Origin of the sequence: Cupriavidus sp. IDO (assembly GCF_000812465.1) — a bacterium.
In the GTDB taxonomy this organism is placed as follows: Bacteria; Pseudomonadota; Gammaproteobacteria; order Burkholderiales; family Burkholderiaceae; genus Cupriavidus.
The window spans coordinates 32,715-48,287 of the sequence record NZ_JWMA01000076.1 but is presented as its reverse complement, the minus strand read 5'-3'; the positions used below and the strand labels follow the sequence as shown (position 1 = coordinate 48,287).

Annotated in this window: 15 protein-coding genes; 8 read left to right on the top strand and 7 right to left on the bottom strand. The window is 63.2% G+C overall.

Annotation, left to right across the window (positions count from 1 at the left end; all coding sequences use genetic code 11):
* Nucleotides 1-4 precede the first annotated feature (4 nt).
* The 4 genes from kdpB to RM96_RS39455 form a co-directional block, all read right to left on the bottom strand.
* Complete coding sequence (kdpB, locus tag RM96_RS21740) at nt 5-2,230, bottom strand: potassium-transporting ATPase subunit KdpB (RefSeq protein WP_039013590.1); 2,226 nt, start codon at nt 2,228-2,230, stop codon at nt 5-7.
* A 102-nt stretch (nt 2,231-2,332) separates the two neighbouring features.
* Entirely contained in the window at nt 2,333-4,153 is a 1,821-nt protein-coding gene (kdpA, locus tag RM96_RS21735; RefSeq protein WP_039013589.1) for a potassium-transporting ATPase subunit KdpA, read from the bottom strand.
* Nucleotides 4,153-4,242 (bottom strand): K(+)-transporting ATPase subunit F, encoded by a 90-nt coding sequence (kdpF, locus tag RM96_RS21730; RefSeq protein ID WP_039013588.1) that lies wholly within the window; start codon nt 4,240-4,242, stop codon nt 4,153-4,155. The genes kdpA and kdpF overlap by 1 nt, the downstream gene beginning before the upstream one ends.
* Nucleotides 4,242-4,406, bottom strand: coding sequence for a hypothetical protein (locus tag RM96_RS39455; RefSeq protein ID WP_193752502.1), 165 nt, complete (start codon nt 4,404-4,406; stop codon nt 4,242-4,244). Before RM96_RS39455 ends, kdpF begins: the two co-directional genes overlap by 1 nt.
* A 412-nt stretch (nt 4,407-4,818) precedes the next feature.
* Here RM96_RS39455 and RM96_RS21725 point away from each other — a divergent pair, with 412 nt between their 5' ends.
* The 6 genes from RM96_RS21725 (at nt 4,819) to phaZ (ending at nt 10,542) form a co-directional block, all read left to right on the top strand.
* Entirely contained in the window at nt 4,819-5,367 is a 549-nt protein-coding gene (locus RM96_RS21725; RefSeq protein ID WP_039013586.1) for a universal stress protein, read from the top strand.
* 121 nt (nt 5,368-5,488) lie between these two features.
* Nucleotides 5,489-5,710 carry a DUF2188 domain-containing protein gene (locus RM96_RS21720; RefSeq protein ID WP_039013584.1) on the top strand — a complete coding sequence of 74 codons (222 nt, stop codon included), beginning with the start codon at nt 5,489-5,491 and terminating at the stop codon, nt 5,708-5,710.
* A gap of 160 nt (nt 5,711-5,870) precedes the next feature.
* The gene (locus RM96_RS21715) at nt 5,871-7,841 is read left to right on the top strand and encodes an APC family permease (RefSeq protein ID WP_039013583.1); all 1,971 of its coding nucleotides are present in this window, start codon (nt 5,871-5,873) and stop codon (nt 7,839-7,841) included.
* A 50-nt stretch (nt 7,842-7,891) separates the two neighbouring features.
* Nucleotides 7,892-8,092: a DUF2905 domain-containing protein gene (locus RM96_RS21710; protein ID WP_039013582.1), complete on the top strand. Its 201-nt coding sequence runs from the start codon at nt 7,892-7,894 to the stop codon at nt 8,090-8,092.
* A gap of 125 nt (nt 8,093-8,217) precedes the next feature.
* Nucleotides 8,218-8,556 (top strand): hypothetical protein, encoded by a 339-nt coding sequence (locus RM96_RS37475; RefSeq protein ID WP_238587362.1) that lies wholly within the window; start codon nt 8,218-8,220, stop codon nt 8,554-8,556.
* A 729-nt stretch (nt 8,557-9,285) separates the two neighbouring features.
* On the top strand, nt 9,286-10,542 hold the full coding sequence (gene phaZ, locus RM96_RS21700; RefSeq protein WP_039013580.1) for a polyhydroxyalkanoate depolymerase: 1,257 nt from the start codon (nt 9,286-9,288) through the stop codon (nt 10,540-10,542).
* 65 nt (nt 10,543-10,607) lie between these two features.
* Here phaZ and RM96_RS21695 read toward each other — a convergent pair whose 3' ends face one another.
* Entirely contained in the window at nt 10,608-12,413 is a 1,806-nt protein-coding gene (locus RM96_RS21695) for a PHA/PHB synthase family protein (protein ID WP_082016653.1), read from the bottom strand.
* Between the two features lie 542 nt (nt 12,414-12,955).
* Between RM96_RS21695 and RM96_RS21690 the strand changes: the two genes are divergently transcribed.
* Entirely contained in the window at nt 12,956-13,219 is a 264-nt protein-coding gene (locus RM96_RS21690) for a hypothetical protein (RefSeq protein WP_238587361.1), read from the top strand.
* 107 nt (nt 13,220-13,326) lie between these two features.
* Here RM96_RS21690 and RM96_RS21685 read toward each other — a convergent pair whose 3' ends face one another.
* On the bottom strand, nt 13,327-13,824 hold the full coding sequence (locus tag RM96_RS21685) for a hypothetical protein (RefSeq protein ID WP_039013578.1): 498 nt from the start codon (nt 13,822-13,824) through the stop codon (nt 13,327-13,329).
* Nucleotides 13,825-14,007: 183 nt separating this feature from the next.
* Nucleotides 14,008-14,430 (bottom strand): hypothetical protein, encoded by a 423-nt coding sequence (locus tag RM96_RS21680; RefSeq protein ID WP_039013577.1) that lies wholly within the window; start codon nt 14,428-14,430, stop codon nt 14,008-14,010.
* A gap of 171 nt (nt 14,431-14,601) precedes the next feature.
* Here RM96_RS21680 and RM96_RS21675 point away from each other — a divergent pair, with 171 nt between their 5' ends.
* Nucleotides 14,602-15,561: a Bug family tripartite tricarboxylate transporter substrate binding protein gene (locus tag RM96_RS21675; RefSeq protein ID WP_039013576.1), complete on the top strand. Its 960-nt coding sequence runs from the start codon at nt 14,602-14,604 to the stop codon at nt 15,559-15,561.
* Nucleotides 15,562-15,573 lie beyond the last annotated feature (12 nt).

Here is a 15,573-nt window from a genome sequence, read left to right as displayed (position 1 = left end):
GAAATCAGACCCAGCCAAACACGGCAAGGATCATGTCGATCAACTTGATGCCGACAAATGGCACCAGGATGCCGCCAAGGCCGTAGATCAGCAGGTTGCGGCGCAGCAGCACCGCGGCGCCCAGCGGCCGGTAGACGACGCCCTTCAGCGCAAGCGGAATCAGCACGACGATGATCAGCGCATTGAAGATCACCGCCGACATGATGGCCGAAGCCGGGGTGGCGAGCCCCATCACATTCAGCAGGTTGAGCTGCGGATACGTGGTGGCAAACGCCGCCGGGATGATGGCGAAGTACTTGGCGATGTCGTTGGCGACACTGAAGGTCGTCAGCGAGCCGCGCGTCATCAGCATCTGCTTGCCGATCTCGACGATCTCGATCAGCTTGGTCGGGTTGCTGTCCAGGTCCACCATGTTGCCGGCTTCCTTGGCCGCCTGCGTGCCGCTGTTCATCGCCACGGCGACGTCGGCCTGCGCGAGTGCCGGTGCATCGTTGGTGCCGTCACCGGTCATCGCAACGAGCCGCCCTTCGGTCTGGTACTGCCGGATCAGCTTCAGCTTGGCTTCCGGCGTAGCCTCGGCCAGGAAGTCATCGACGCCGGCTTCAGCGGCAATCGAGGCCGCCGTCAGCCGGTTGTCGCCGGTGATCATCACGGTCCTGATGCCCATCTTGCGCAGCTCGCCGAAGCGCTCGCGAATGCCGGTCTTGACGATGTCCTTCAGTTCGATCACGCCAAGCACGCGCACCGCAGCGCCGCTGCCGTCGGCCACCACCAGCGGCGTGCTGCCGACGCGCGCGACCTCATCCACGGCCTGCGATACGGCATCCGGGAATTTCCCGGCACGCTCCGTCACATAGTGGCGCACGGCCTCGGCCGCGCCCTTGCGCACGTGCCGCTCGTTGCCTTCGTCGCCCAGGTCGACACCACTCATGCGGGTCTGGGCGCTGAACGGCACGAATACGTGCTTCAGCATTGCGATCTCCGGCGCCGCCAACCCCGCCTGCTGGCGGGCCAGCGTGACGATGCTGCGGCCTTCGGGCGTCTCGTCGGCCAGCGACGACATCCAGGCCGCTTCCGCGAGCTGCAACAGCGACACGCCCGGTGCCGGGATGAAGCGCGATGCCTGACGGTTGCCATGGGTAATGGTGCCGGTCTTGTCGAGCAGGAGCACATCCACGTCACCGGCGGCTTCGACGGCACGGCCCGACGTTGCGATCACGTTCGCTTCCATCATCCGGCTCATGCCGGCGACACCGATTGCCGACAGCAGGCCGCCGATCGTGGTCGGAATCAGGCAGACCAGGAGCGCCACCAGTACGGTGATCGTCACCGGCACGCCGGCCTTTGTCACCAGGACACTGTAGAGCGAAAACGGCTGCAGCGTGGCCGTGGCCAGCAGCAGTACGAGGGTCAGGCCGACAAGCAGGATGGTCAGGGCCAGCTCGTTCGGAGTCTTCTGCCGCTTGGCGCCTTCGACCATCGTGATCATGCGGTCGATGAAACTCTCGCCGGGATTGGTCGTGATGCGTACCACGATCCAGTCAGACAGCACGCGCGTGCCGCCGGTCACCGAGGAGAAGTCGCCGCCCGACTCGCGGATCACCGGCGCCGATTCGCCGGTGATGGCGCTTTCGTCAACCGAGGCCACGCCGTCGATCACTTCTCCGTCCCCGGGGATCATGTCGCCGGCTTCCACCAGCACGACGTCGCCACGCCGCAGCGCCGTAGCGGCACGGGCCTCCGTGGCGCTACCTCGCTTGCCGTCCTTCAGTACGCGCGCGGTGACCGTCGTCTTGAGACCGCGCAGCGCTTCCGCCTGCTGCTTGCTCCGCCCTTCCGCCAAGGCCTCGGCAAAGTTGGCGAACAGCACCGTGAACCACAGCCATACCGATACCGCCAGGATGAAGGCCGCGCTTTCCCCGCCAGGCGCTGCCGAGGGCACGAACATCGCCCGCAGGAACAGGATGGTCGTCAGGATGCTGCCCACGTAGACCACGAACATTACCGGGTTACGCAGCTGGTCCCGCGGCGACAGTTTCCTGAAGGCCGCGACGATCGCGGGCTTCACCAGTTCCGGCGCGAACATGCTTCGCGCCGGCGGGCGATGATGGTGGGAACCGCGTTGCCGCCCGGACACCGGCACGCTCTGCGCCTGGACTGTGTTGGTGGAAGTCGCGTCGTGCGTCTTGCCGCCGCGCTTGGCCGCTGGGGCCATCGAATCATGTTGCATGGTTTCTCCGCAATCCACTAGGGACATCCGGCGCCTGCGATGCCATCCAGCGCAGGTGCCGAACGTGTAGGAATGCCCGATATCTCTTCGTCAGTAGTCGCTTTACTTGGCCGCGGTTGCCGTCACCGCGCCCTGGAGCTGCTCGGCAACCGGCCCGAGCGCCAGTGCCGGCACATAGGTCAGCGCGCCAACCATCAGCACCGTGCCCACCAGCAGGACCACGAACAGCGGGCCGTGCGTCGGCATCGTGCCGCCGCTCGGCGGCACGCGCTTCTTGGCCGCGAGCGAGCCCGCCAGCGCAAGGACCGGAATGATGATCCAGAACCGGCCGAACCACATGGCCGCTGCCAGCAGCGTGTTGTAGAACGGCGTGTTGGCGGAGAGGCCCGCAAAGGCACTGCCGTTGTTGTTGGCGGCCGACGAGAGCGCGTAAAGGATCTCCGAGAAGCCGTGCGTGCCGGGATTGAAGACGCCCGCGCGCCCTGCTTCGGCCATGACCGCCACCGAGGTGCCGAGCAGCACCAGCAGCGGCGTGACCAGGATCGCCACGGCGGCCATCTTCATTTCGTAGGCTTCGATCTTCTTGCCAAGGTACTCCGGCGTGCGCCCGATCATCAGGCCGGCGATGAAGACAGCAAGCACCGCATAGACGAGCATGCCGTACAGCCCCGAGCCGACGCCGCCGAACACCACTTCGCCCAGCTGGATCAGCAGCATCGGCACCAGCCCGCCGATGGCGGTGAACGAGTCATGCATCGCATTGACCGCGCCGCACGATGCCGCCGTCGTGATGGTGGCGAACAGCGCCGACGCCGCCATGCCGAAGCGCGTTTCCTTGCCTTCCATATTGCCGCCAGCCTGCAACAGGGAACTGGCATGGTCGACCGGCAAGCCGGACAAGGCAGGGTTGACCATTTGCTCGGACATTGCGGCGACGCAAGCCATGGCGACAAAGATCACCGTCATGGAGGCCAGCACCGCCACCCCCTGTCGCCTGTCCCCCACCATCTCGCCGAACGTAAAGCACAGAGCGGCCGGGATCAGGAAGATCGCAAGCATCTGGATGAAGTTGGCCAGGGAGTTCGGGTTCTCGAACGGATGCGCCGAGTTGGCATTGAAGAAGCCGCCGCCGTTGGTGCCAAGCATCTTGATGGCCTCTTGCGAGGCGACCGGACCCATCGCCAGTGTCTGCTTGTCCGTCTTCAGGTCTTCCGTCACCGGCTTGCCCTGCGCATCGAGCACCGGCTGCCCGGCCGCATCGACCTTGGGCTGGCTGTACTCGACCGGCGTGACGAGGCTGACTTCCTTGTAGGCATCGAAATTCTGAATCACGCCCTGGCTGACCATCGCCAGCGCGATCACCGTGGCGATCGGCGCCAATACATACAGGGTGGTCCGGGTCATATCGACCCAGAAGTTGCCAATGGTGGCCGCGCTCTGGCGCGCGAAGCCCCGAATCAGCGCGAAGACCACGGCGATGCCGGTTGCGGCGGAAAAGAAGTTCTGCACGGTGAGCGCGAGCATCTGTGTCAGATAGCCCATGGTCGACTCACCGGAATAGCCTTGCCAGTTGGTATTGGTGACAAAGCTGATGGCTGTGTTGAAGGCCGAGTCCGGCGTGACAGCACCAAAACCTTGCGGATTCAGCGGCAACATGCCCTGCAGGCGCTGCAGCGCGTAGACCGCTACCACGCCAAGCAGGTTGAAGGCGAGGACCGCGATGGTGTATTGCTTCCACCCCATCTCGGCCTCGGCACGCACGCCGCCCAGGCGATACAGCAGCCGCTCCAGCGGGCGGCCCCACGCGGTCAGCGCGTAGCGGCCATCCTCCACGGCACGCCTGAGATAGCGCCCGAGGAATGGTGCGCATGCCAGGAGAATGACGAGATACAGGACCAGCAGGCCCACGAATTGCGAGGACATCAGAATTTCTCCGGCCGGAACAGCGCAATAAGGAGGTAAACAAAAATGGCAGCTGCCAGCACGCCGCTCAACATATCGGTCCAGCTCATCACAGCCCCCTGTCCGACGCGCTGTTCTTTGACAGCACCTGGTTATGCGGAGCGCCGTGCCCGGTGCCCGCCGAAGAATGCGGGGCAAGCATGACGCAAAGCCCCAGCAGGGCCGCGCTCAGCACGGCGAAGCCAATCAATACGATCAGAAAGATCCCGTCCATGACCAAACACCCTTGAGTGGTTTTCGGCTTGCAGCTTAGCGACGGGGTAGTAAAAACTGGGTAGAAAGGTGATCGGTACGTATAAAGAACACATAAAGATCAGCATGAACGGACCAGCCAAGCGAATGGAAAAGCACTTCGCCGCCTGCTGGCGGCTTGATCAGTAGTGGAAAACACACCGGTTTCGGCTTGGACGAGAGCACCCGGAGCTGGTCGCACCAATGCGTCTTGCTGCTGCAGCGTCGTCGAGCAAGAACCTGCCGGGTCGGCTGGCGCTTCTTTATCGAATTTTTATGCGCTGCCGCCATATATTGATGCACGGTAAACGCGTCCTCGCATACGCTGGTTGCATAGGACTTGCCTCGCCGACAAATCGCCGCCGGCGCGGTGCCGCTACCCGTGTTGAACCGCCATGATCAAGCTCCTCGTCGCCGTTGACGGCTCGGACAGTTCGTTATGGGCTGTCCGGCATGCAGCATTCCTCTATAGAGAGGGAAGCGTTTCGCAGATCGTGCTGCTCAACGTGCAAACCCCGATTGAGCAGGGAAAGGCGTGCGCCTACCACTCCGTCGCCAGGCTGCGAGAGCGCGAACGCAAGGAAGGGGAAGCCGCACTGGCACGTGCAGGCGAAATTCTTGACGATTCCGGCGTGGACTATGTGGCACAGATAGGCATCGGGTCGCCCGCGAGTACGATATTGAACGCCACGCAGGCCTGCCAATGCGACGGTATTGTCCTTGGCCTGTCGGCCTGGTCGCGGCTCCTGGCACTGGCAGGCGCCGGCATTCCGGCCAGGATCATGCGACGCGCCCGTGTGCCCGTTACGCTGGTCAATGCCCCGCGCGCGCAGATCCCGTCGGAGTTCACGGTGTACCGCCCACGCACGGCTCATGCACGCCCTGCGCTTGTCGTCTATCCGGCCGCGTTCCAACCCCCGTGCGTTGACAGTCTTGCCCACTGAGGCCCCGCCGGGGTGTGTTCGCCCCCCGGGCGTTCTCTATGGAAGCAGCCCAAAGCAGGTCCAGCTAACAATGCGCGATCAATGCTCGCAAGGGAGATGCGTTGATCGGTAAAGGAGCCCCATGTCCGCCGAACTCCAGGTCGTCCCCTACCGTGACGGATGGGATGTCATCTACGAGAGCGCGCGAAACGCTGAATCGCACCATCCCGCCCGCGAGGCTGCGGTGGCGGCGGCGACCGCTCAGGCCAGGCGCGATGGCGCGATCCTCGTCACATTCGATCGCGACGGCAACGAGATCTCTCGATACGACTTCGGTACCTCGCTTGCGGGATGGATAGCGTGACACACCCCTCGATCACCCAACGGCCTGTCCCCCGAACCGGGCCGGATGCCATCGCCTGGCCGGTCCAGGCAAGCCGGCGCCTGCGTATCGACGCCGCCAGCCATGAGTCCGTGCGCGGCGCCTCGCGTGCTGCGCTGCAATAGCGTGCCGGGTGGCGACGATGGCGGAATTATCGAAGTGGTGGAAGGTCCTGGCCGGCAAGCCGCTCGATCCGCTCGACCCAGGGACCCGTCACGCGATCGCTGTCGCACCGGTTCTTGCCTGGGTCGGACTCGGCGCGGACGGTCTCTCGTCGTCCTGCTACGGCCCCGAGGAGGCCTTTCTCGCCTTGGGCGCGCATACCCCGCTGGCAGTGTTCCTCGCGTTTGCCACTGCCGCGACGGTCTTCATCATTGCCGTCGGATACAACCAGGTCATTGAACTCTTCCCTACCGGCGGCGGCGGCTATCGGGTGGCCACGGCGCTGCTGGGGCCGCGGCCAGGGCTGGTGTCCGGCGCGGCATTGCTGGTCGACTATGTGCTGACGGTCGCCACCTCGCTGGCCAGCGGCGTCGACGCCTTCTTCAGCCTGCTGCCGGTTGGGGCGCAGGCGTTCAAGCTGGCCACGGAGCTGGTGTTGGTGGCAGGGATGACCGGCCTCAACTTTCGCGGGATGAAGGAGTCGATCCTGATCCTGATGCCGATCTTTCTTGGCTTCGTCGTGCTGCACCTGGGATTGATTTCTTATGGCATCGTTGCCCACGCCGATCATCTCGGTGCCGTAGTTCCGAACGCTGTGGGCGAAGCGTCGAAGCTTTCGCAGGTTCTCGGGCCCATGGCGGTAGTCGCCATCCTGATGCGTGCATTCTCCCTGGGTGGCGGCACTTATACGGGCCTGGAGGCCGTATCGAACAATGTCAACATGCTGGCCGAGCCCCGCGTTCCCAATGGAAAGTGGACGATGCTTTATATGGCAACGTCGCTCGCCTTCACGGCAGGGGGAATCATCCTCCTCTACATGCTCTGGAACGCCAGGCCAGCCGAAGGTCAGACACTGAACGCCGTCGTATTCGCCAACATCATCGACAACCTCGGGCTGGGATCGGATTTTGCCCGCCATGCGCTGCTGGCCTCCGTGCTCGCATTCGAAGCGGGACTCCTGCTGGTCGGGGCCCAGACCGGTTTCCTGGACGGGCCCGCGGTGCTGTCCAATATGGCGGCGGATTACTGGGTCCCGCGGCACTTTCGGGACCTCTCGACCCGGCTGGTCCGGCAAAACGGCATCATCGTGATGGGGATCGCCAGTCTTTTGATCCTGCTGTGGACACACGGCCAGGTCGCGGTGCTGGTGGTGCTCTACAGCATCAACGTCTTCCTGACCTTCAGCCTGTCGCTGCTTGGCTTGTGCATCTATTGGTGGCGCCACCGCCATGAGGGTGGCCAATGGATCGTCCGGTTCGCCCTCTCGATGCTGGGCTTCACCGTAACCGCGACCGTGCTTGTCATTACCCTGGTCGAGAAGTTTACCGCCGGTGGCTGGCTCACCGTGCTGGTCACAAGCGCCGTCGTTGGCGTGTGCTTCCTCATCAAGCGCCACTACACCGAGACGCGCGCCGAGCTCGCGCGCGAAGATGAACTGTTTGCGGGCGGGCCGCCGCCCGTCGATGCCAGCCAGATCCGGCCGCTTGATCCGGCCCAACCCACAGCCGTCGTGCTGGTGGGCAAGCATCGCGGCGTCAGCATGCATGCCTTGCTGTGGGTCGAACGGCTCTTCCCCGGCCATTTCAAGAACGTGATCTTCCTGGCGGTGGGGGAAGTCGATGCCCAGAGCTATGAAGGGCAGGAAACTCTGCATCGCCTGCAGAATGCGATTGGCGCATCATTGCACTACTACATCGGCCATTGTCACCGCCACGGTCTTGCCGCGGATTCCCGGGTGGCGTTCGGCACGGACCCCGTACGCGAATTCGTGAGGCTGGCCGAAGCCGTGCTGGAGGAATATCCAAACAGCGTCTGCTTCGCCAGCAAACTTATCTTTCGACAGGTCAATTTCCTGACGGCATGGCTGCACAACCAGACGCCGGTAGAACTGCAGGCGCGCCTGCACATGCGGGGCAAACAGATGGTGCTGCTCCCGATGAACGTGCCATGATCGCCCGGTCCAACGCATCAGAACATGGCAGAACCTGACCGATCCCACTCATGCAACGCCTGCTTCTCATCCTAGGTGGCCTGCTGATCGCCGCCGCCGCTTTCTGGCCCTGGCTGTCGAAGCTGCCGCTCGGGCGGCTGCCCGGCGATATCCATATCGTCCGGGACGGGTTCAGCTTCTACTTTCCGATCACGACCTGCGTTCTGGTGTCAGTGGTGGTGTCGGTCGTGATCTGGATCTTCCGGCGCTGAACGCCGGGTAAGCCGGTGACAATGACCCACGCGACATCCCTGGTTGATGCGCCATTCATCGCCAGCAGCGGGTTGTAGGACCACGCCTGATACCTGTGCTCTCGCCCCTGACCTATCACAGAAGCATGGTCATCAGCATGGAGCCCATCATGCAACCGGGATTAGAGGTCACGCGCAACATAGAGGAAGATCTCGAAGACCTGGACGAAACGGATCAGGCCATCGAGCGCCTTAGGAAGCGCATTGAAGCGCAGGAACAGCGGATTGCGCACCTGAAGAAAGACGGCGTTGACAGCGAGACCGCCGAGCAGATTCGAGCCAATATGTGTGACAGCCTCAAGGAACTCATCAAGCACCGCGCGCTTATTGTGCATTGCTATTACCTATCGGCAGGGATAGCGGATCCTGCCGCGCGAGGAAAAGCCGCTGCCGCTGTCGTCATGTCCCGCCCCGGTGCATATTGACGCCGACTCGACATTTGCGACGGCCGCCTTTGCGCGGGCTTTTTTTGGTTCTTCGCCGGATTTCGGGTCTGTGTTCTTGGATGCGCTGCTGTTTCGCCGGCGTAGCCGGCGACTCCCTTTTTGACTGCGCCAAAAAGGAAGCAAAAAGCGCCTTCTTGCCCGCCGGGCGGGAGTCTTATCGTAGTGTTCGACGGTTTTTGTACGGGTATTCGCTTCAGGGCATAGCTGGACTGCCTGCCGCGCAGATCGCCAGGGGCAACGCCGGGAACAGCGCTGTCCTCCCGACCTCGTGAGAGCGGAGTGGCACCGTGATCAAGTGGCGTGCCTGCGGCAAGAGTTTTTGGCCGACAACCGTGGTGCGCGATTCGCGCTGCATATCCTGACGGACATCAAGCTGCGTACCACTCCGCTCTCACGAGGTCGGGAGGACGGACTGTCAATGCCTCGCGCCATCTCGTCCCAACGCGGCAGGCATCGTAGCTATGCCCTGAAGCAAATACCCGTACAAAAACCGTAGCTCACTACGATAAGACTGGCCGCCAGTCTAGGGCAGACGGCGCCTTTTGCCTACTTTTGGGCCGTCCAAAAGTAGGTAGCCCCTTCAGGGGCGAAACCTGAGGCCGTCGACCTACGACAACGCCCAACCGACAGTCCCTGCCCTATAGTAAGAACCTGGCGCCGCATCTGACGGTGATGTCCGGAACGTCTGGCCTGCTCGCGGGAGGCCCAATGCTGTACCAGTTCGTTGAATATCAGCGCGCGCTCCTGCATCCGTTGACGATGTGGGCAGCAGGCGCCGCGCACGCCTTTGCCGATGCTGACAGCCCGTTGGCCTGGCTTCCGGGTGCGCCATACCTAGCTGCAGGCTACGAATTTCTCTACCGGCTCGGCAAAGCCAATGAGAAGCCCGAGTTCAACATCGGGGCGGTCGAACAGGAGGGTCGCACAATCCCGGTGGTCGAGAAGACGCTGCTCGACAGGCCATTCTGCCGCCTGCGGCGCTTTGCGCCCGAGGTGGCCGCGGTTGGCGGCGTCGCCGGCCGCGAGGAGAGGCCAGCGGTGCTGCTCTGCGCCCCGCTCGCGGGTCACCATGCCGTCATGCTGCGGGAGGCCGTGACAACGTTGCTGCCGGACCACGAGGTGTACGTGACCGACTGGACCGATGCCCGCCGCGTGCCGTTGGCTGACGGGCCGTTCGACCTGGATGAGGATGTGGCGCTAGTGCAGGCGTGCATCCGCCAGATCGGCACCGACCGCTTGCACGTGCTTGCAATTTGCCAGGCAACCGTGCCCGCGCTGGCGGCCATTTCCCTGATGGCGAGCGCGGGCGAGCCGACGCCCCGGAGCCTGATCATGATGGGCGGCCCGATCGATGCCCGCCGCAGCCCCACCGGGCTCAACAAGCTGGCGGCGCGCCGGCCGCTTGCCTGGTTTCAACAGAACCTCATCCACGCCGTGCCAGCCCCCTACCCCGGCGCCGGTCGCAAGGTGTATCCGAGTTTCCTGCAAGTGGCCGATCTGGTGGCGGCACAGCCCGACCATCTGGTCGGATCGCACTGGGACCACTACTTCAATCTCATTCGGGGTGACGTCCCGCGCGCCGAAGTGCAACGGCGCGTGTGCGACGCGTATAACGCGGTGCTTGATATGGCGGCCGAGTTTTATCTGGACACCGTCCGGATCGTATTTCAGGAATTTCGGCTGGCCCGCGGCAGTTGGCGCGTGCGGGACCAGCCAGTGCGCCCGCAAGACATCCACACCACCGCCCTGCTCACCATCGAAGGCGAACTGGATGACATCACCGGCCGCGGCCAGACCCAAGCCGCGCACGATCTGTGTCACGGCATTGCCGCATGCCACAAGCGGCACGTCACGGTCCACCAGTGTGGTCACTACGATCTGTTTTCCGGGCCACGCTGGCGTACCGAGATTTATCCCATCGTCCGCGACCAGATCCGATGGCTGACAAGGACGCCGCGTCCGTAAGCATTGCGATCGCGGCCGCGGGTTTCCCGAGATACTCTCGATTCGGGTGCGCCACCGGCACGCGATCAGGGTTCGAATACATAGGTGCCAGGGGCATCGGCCAATACGGAACCACCACCCAGGGCGGGCGGAGTCGTCTTCTCGCTGGAATGATCGGCGAGCCATTGTTGCCACCGCGGCCACCACGATCCGTCACATACCGGTGTGCGGGCGAACCACTCATCCGGACTGAAATAGGGTCCGCCCCCGGGCCGCGTGCCGAAACGAAAATGCCGTCCGGGATGGCCTGGCTCCGAGATGATGCCCGCATTGTGCCCGCCCGAGGTGAGCAGGAAGCTGATTTCGGTGCTGGTCAGCAGGTGAAGCTTGTAGACGGAACGCCAAGGCGATACGTGGTCGCGTTCGGTGCCGACCACGAACATGGGCAACTTGAGATCGGCCAGGGCGACCGGCCGATCCTCCACGCAATATCGGCCCTCCGCCAGATCGTTACGCAGATACAGACGTTGTAAATTCTCGCTATGCATGCGGTAAGGCAAGCGCGTGGTGTCGGCGTTCCAGGCCATCAGATCGGTCGGCTCAGGGTGCTCGCCCAGCAAGTACTCGCGCATCAGTCGAGACCAGACCAGATCGCGCGAGTGCAGCAGCTGAAAGGCGCCGGCCATCTGTGCGCCATCCAGATAGCCTTGTTCCCACATCAAGGCATCGAGATACCCGAGCTCGCTCGCGTCGATGAACAGGCCCAGTTCGCCCGGCTCGCTGAAATCCGTCTGTGCCGCGAACAAGGTGACCGATAGAAGCGAAGCGGGCTCTCGCCCTGCGTCGCGCTCGAGCACAGCGGCACCAATCGCCAGCAGCGTGCCGCCAAGGCAATAGCCGGCAGCATGGACCGGGCTCGGGCCGGCAATGTGACGCAGTTGGGCGAGCGCATCGAACAGGCCGGACGCAAGATAGTCGTTCAGACCCAGGTCGCGTGCCTCTTCACCCGGGTTCTTCCAGGAAATCATGAAGACGGTGTGACCGCGTTCCACCAGATAGCGCACGAGCGAACTGTGAGGCGCCAGGTCCAGGATGTAATACTTCAGGATCCAGGAGGGCACGACCAACACGGGCTCCCGCCAGACTTCCGGCGTTTGCGGCGCGTACTGGATCAGTTCCATCAAGGCATTGCGATAGACCACCTTGCCGGGCGTGACGGCGATGCTCTGGCCGACCCGAGACGGGGCACAACGCCGACGCGAAGCGCCGGGGACGTACCCGGACCAGATCTCTTGCTGGTGTTCCAGCCAATGCGCTCCGCCGGCGAGAAAGTTTCGTCCGCCCGTCTCCATTGTCACGCGCAGCACCTCAGGATTCAGCCACCAGCAGTTGCTCGGCGAGAGCAAGTCCGTCCATTGCCGGGCCGCAAAACTGATTACCTGCTCATGGTGTGGCGAAACCCCGCGCAGACCGGTGGTGGCGGCTTGCCAGAACGCTTCGGTGCGCACGAACATGTCACGAAAAAGGCCATACGGCCATCGCTCCCAGTCCGGATCGGCAAAGCGGGGGTCGCCGATTTCCATGCGAGGGGTGGGCAAGTCCGGCGACCGGCCGCGCCAGTGTTGCATCAACTGTTGCGCTAGCGCCACCTGCCTGCCAGGTGAAATGGCCAAATGCCAGGCCCAGTCCAGCCATGCCAAGCCCAGCGCAGCGGGCGAGACACCGCGCGTGACCTGAGCCAGCGCTGCATGCAAGCGTCGATCGATGCGCTCGGCCGACGCGCTGAGCGACCCGCCGTCAAGTGCCTGCGGACAATCGGAGCCAGTTGGCGACTCGGCCGCAATCGCCACCCGGTGCGGTTTGTCGGCAGGTTCGGGCGCAGTCCCGGTCATCGCAATTCCTCAAATGGCCGCGCTCGTCAGGACGTCAGACCTTTGGCGCGGAGCCAACTCAGCCAGGCTTGATCTTCGATCTCTTACAAGCCTCATGACTCTTTCCATACGATCTCGCGCTCACGAAGGGCGTCAATCGCATTCTGAACCGTCCCGGCGCTGACGCTCGCATAATCCGGCACAAGGGCCACAAGCGCTCCTGGACGAGTGGGCCGACAGACTTTGCGGCTTCGCTCACGACCTTTGCAAATAAATACAGTTAAATGCCTATTGGTGCACATATGTTGGGGCGGGGCATCTTGGCCACTTACGTGCCAACATATACTTGCGGTGAGACAACGGCAAAGATCACAAGGTTGGCGCCGTCGCCAGGGCTCGAACCGCAATCTGGGGTATCGCGCCATGACGAACTTGCACCGTATGGCGTGAGGTAATTGGCAGTGAGGCTACACAAGGCTGTCCTGGGACGGTGCCACGCCGTTGCAGGATTGACACAAACCGGTTCGCCGCGGCGGGCCGGTTCGCGCGTTGCGTGACCGCGCATGGCGGTACTGAAGAGAATGTCCCGAAGATCGATTACGGCCTTGCCGAACGGCCACTACTGGGCCACGCCGCACGCGCCCTTCCCGCTGGACGGTCCAAACGGCCATGAAGAGGTGTTTCCCGGCGCCCAGTGCACCAGCGACGGCAAATGGGTCACCTTCTATAAGGACGGGGAAGAAGTCTGGGCGTGCAACGCCGTGTATGCCGCCGCCCATTTTGACTTTGAATCCGTTCTGCCCACCCGGTTTCCGACTGACGCCTGAGCCCGGCGCACACCAGACCCGGATCACCACCTATCTCGGATCCATGCGGCCAGTCCGTAGCGGCAATAGGAAACCGCCGGGATCAACTGCGTCCACCGAGTGCGGCATTAACGAATCTTGTTGAAGCCATCAGCCGCCCAGCGGGCGGCGCCATCGCGCGTCAGGCGAAAATCGGGCGGCACTTTGACGGTTGCAATCACTTCCCCGAGAGAATCCGCGGCCGTGAGCGTACCGTAGGGTTCGAATTCATCTGGCGTGACGACGAGCTTGACAGTCACGCTTCCGGAGTCAGTCTCAATACTGCACTGCTTGTTGAGTTGAGCGTGCAGTTGCTGCTCATGCCGCCGGATGACTTCCGAGGCAGTCTTGACCAGCGTCTGGTGGGCCGTGGCATCGAGCGGCTTCGGATCGACCTTGTTTCGCCCCATGGTCCAGGGCCCGACAAGCGCCGGCTCGGCGCAGCCATCCCTGGTCATTTCGACCGCCCAGCCCTCACCATCCTCGTTCTTGATCACCCGGGCGGTCCAGCCCTTGTCTCGCCAGAGCCGCGGCTCGTGGATTGCAGAGGATTCGTGCTCCGAAAGGGAGTCGTCGGTTTGGTGCATAAATCTCGTCGTACTGGTCGTGGAACCAATAGTCTGTCGATCCCGGCACCGTGCTGAGCCTGATTGGTTCGATGCACGGTTCAAGCCGGGCATGGGTCCGGGCGCAAACCGCGCGCCCGTCTTCTTTCAATCGACCGGTTGGCGACGTACCGTACCGGCCGAGGCAAAGATCACGCCGAATCTTCAGGCGGTTGCTACCGTTTCCTTCGAAACCGCCTTCTTCGCCGGAGCCTGTTTCTTCGTAGCCGATTTCACTGCCACCTTCTTCGGAGCAGTTTTCGCCGGGGCCTTATTGGGAACAGCCTTCTTTGGGGCCGCCTTGGTAGCGGCGGCCTTGGCCTTCTTCGCCGCGAGCTTGTCCTTTGCGGCTTGCTTCTCAAAACGCAGCGCGGACTTTGCGGCTTCCACTGCCTGGGCGACCTCACGCTTCGCCGCTTCGATGGCCTTCTTCGTGTCGGCGCGCAGTTTCAGCAAGCCCTTCTTCGCTGCCTGGGCTTCACGTGCGAGCACGCTGGCTTTCTTCGCCGGCACCGCGGTCTTCTTTGCGGCAGGCTTTTTCCTGGAGACTGCGTTTGCCTGAGTAGTTGCCTTGTTTGCTGCGACCATGTTGATTTCCCGTTAGTTGTGGAGCGCGGAGTATAACCGCTGGGGCGGCCTAACCAATAGCGGTATGGCCCGCTATTGTGTCGTCGATTCAGAAATGCGCAGGCGTAGAATCTCGCCTGAAGACGCCATCGAGAGACGTCACGTCATCGACAATCATCTGAGGAGATCCCGTTGAAGCCGTCGAGGAACCATGTTGTCGCGCTGCTGCTGGCCGTCGCCGGCACCGCCCACGCCGCCTATCCTGACCACCCCATCAAGCTGATCGTGCCGTTCCCGCCCGGACAGGCCACCGACATCTTCGCGCGCGCCCTGGCCGAAAAGCTCGGCAAGCAGCTCGGTCAGCCGGTCGTGGTGGAAAACCGCGCCGGCGCCGGGGGCAACATCGGCATGGAAGTGGCCGCAAAAGCCCCGGCCGATGGCTATACGCTGGTCATGGGCGGCAGCGCGATGGCCATCAACCAGACGCTTTACAAGAAGGTCAACTACGATCCGCGCCAGGACTTCGCGCCGGTCTCGGGGGTGTTCTCGGTGCCGTTGGTCTTCCTGGCCACGCCGCAATCGGGCTTCAGGTCATTGCGCGACCTGATCGCCAAGGCCAAGGCCGCACCGGGCAGGTACAGCTATGCCAGCGCCGGCATCGGCGGCACTCAGCACCTGTCTGCCGAAATGCTCAAGGCACAGACCGGCGTGTTTATCGTGCATATTCCCTACAAGGGCAGCGGCCCCGCACAGGCGGATTTCCTGGGCAACCAGGTTCCGCTGATGGTCGATTCCGTGACCGCGGCCATGCCGCTGATCCAGACCAGCAAGGCTGTGCCGCTGGCCGTGACAACGTCAAAGCGTGTGCCGCAGTTGCCGTCGGTGCCGACCGTGCGTGAAGAAGGCGTGCCGGGTTTCGAAGCGCTTGGATGGGCGGTGATGATGGCGCCCGCGGGCACGCCGCCGGCCATCGTCAATCAGCTCAATGCGGAGACGGTGAAGGCGCTGCAATCGCCCGACCTGCACAAGTTCATTACCGACCGCGGGTCGGAGCCGATCCCGATGACGCCGGCCGAGACGGGAAAGTTCGTGGATAGCGAGATTCGGAAATGGGCGACGGTGGTGAAGCGGTCGGGAGCGACGGCGGATTAGCCGCCGTCAACC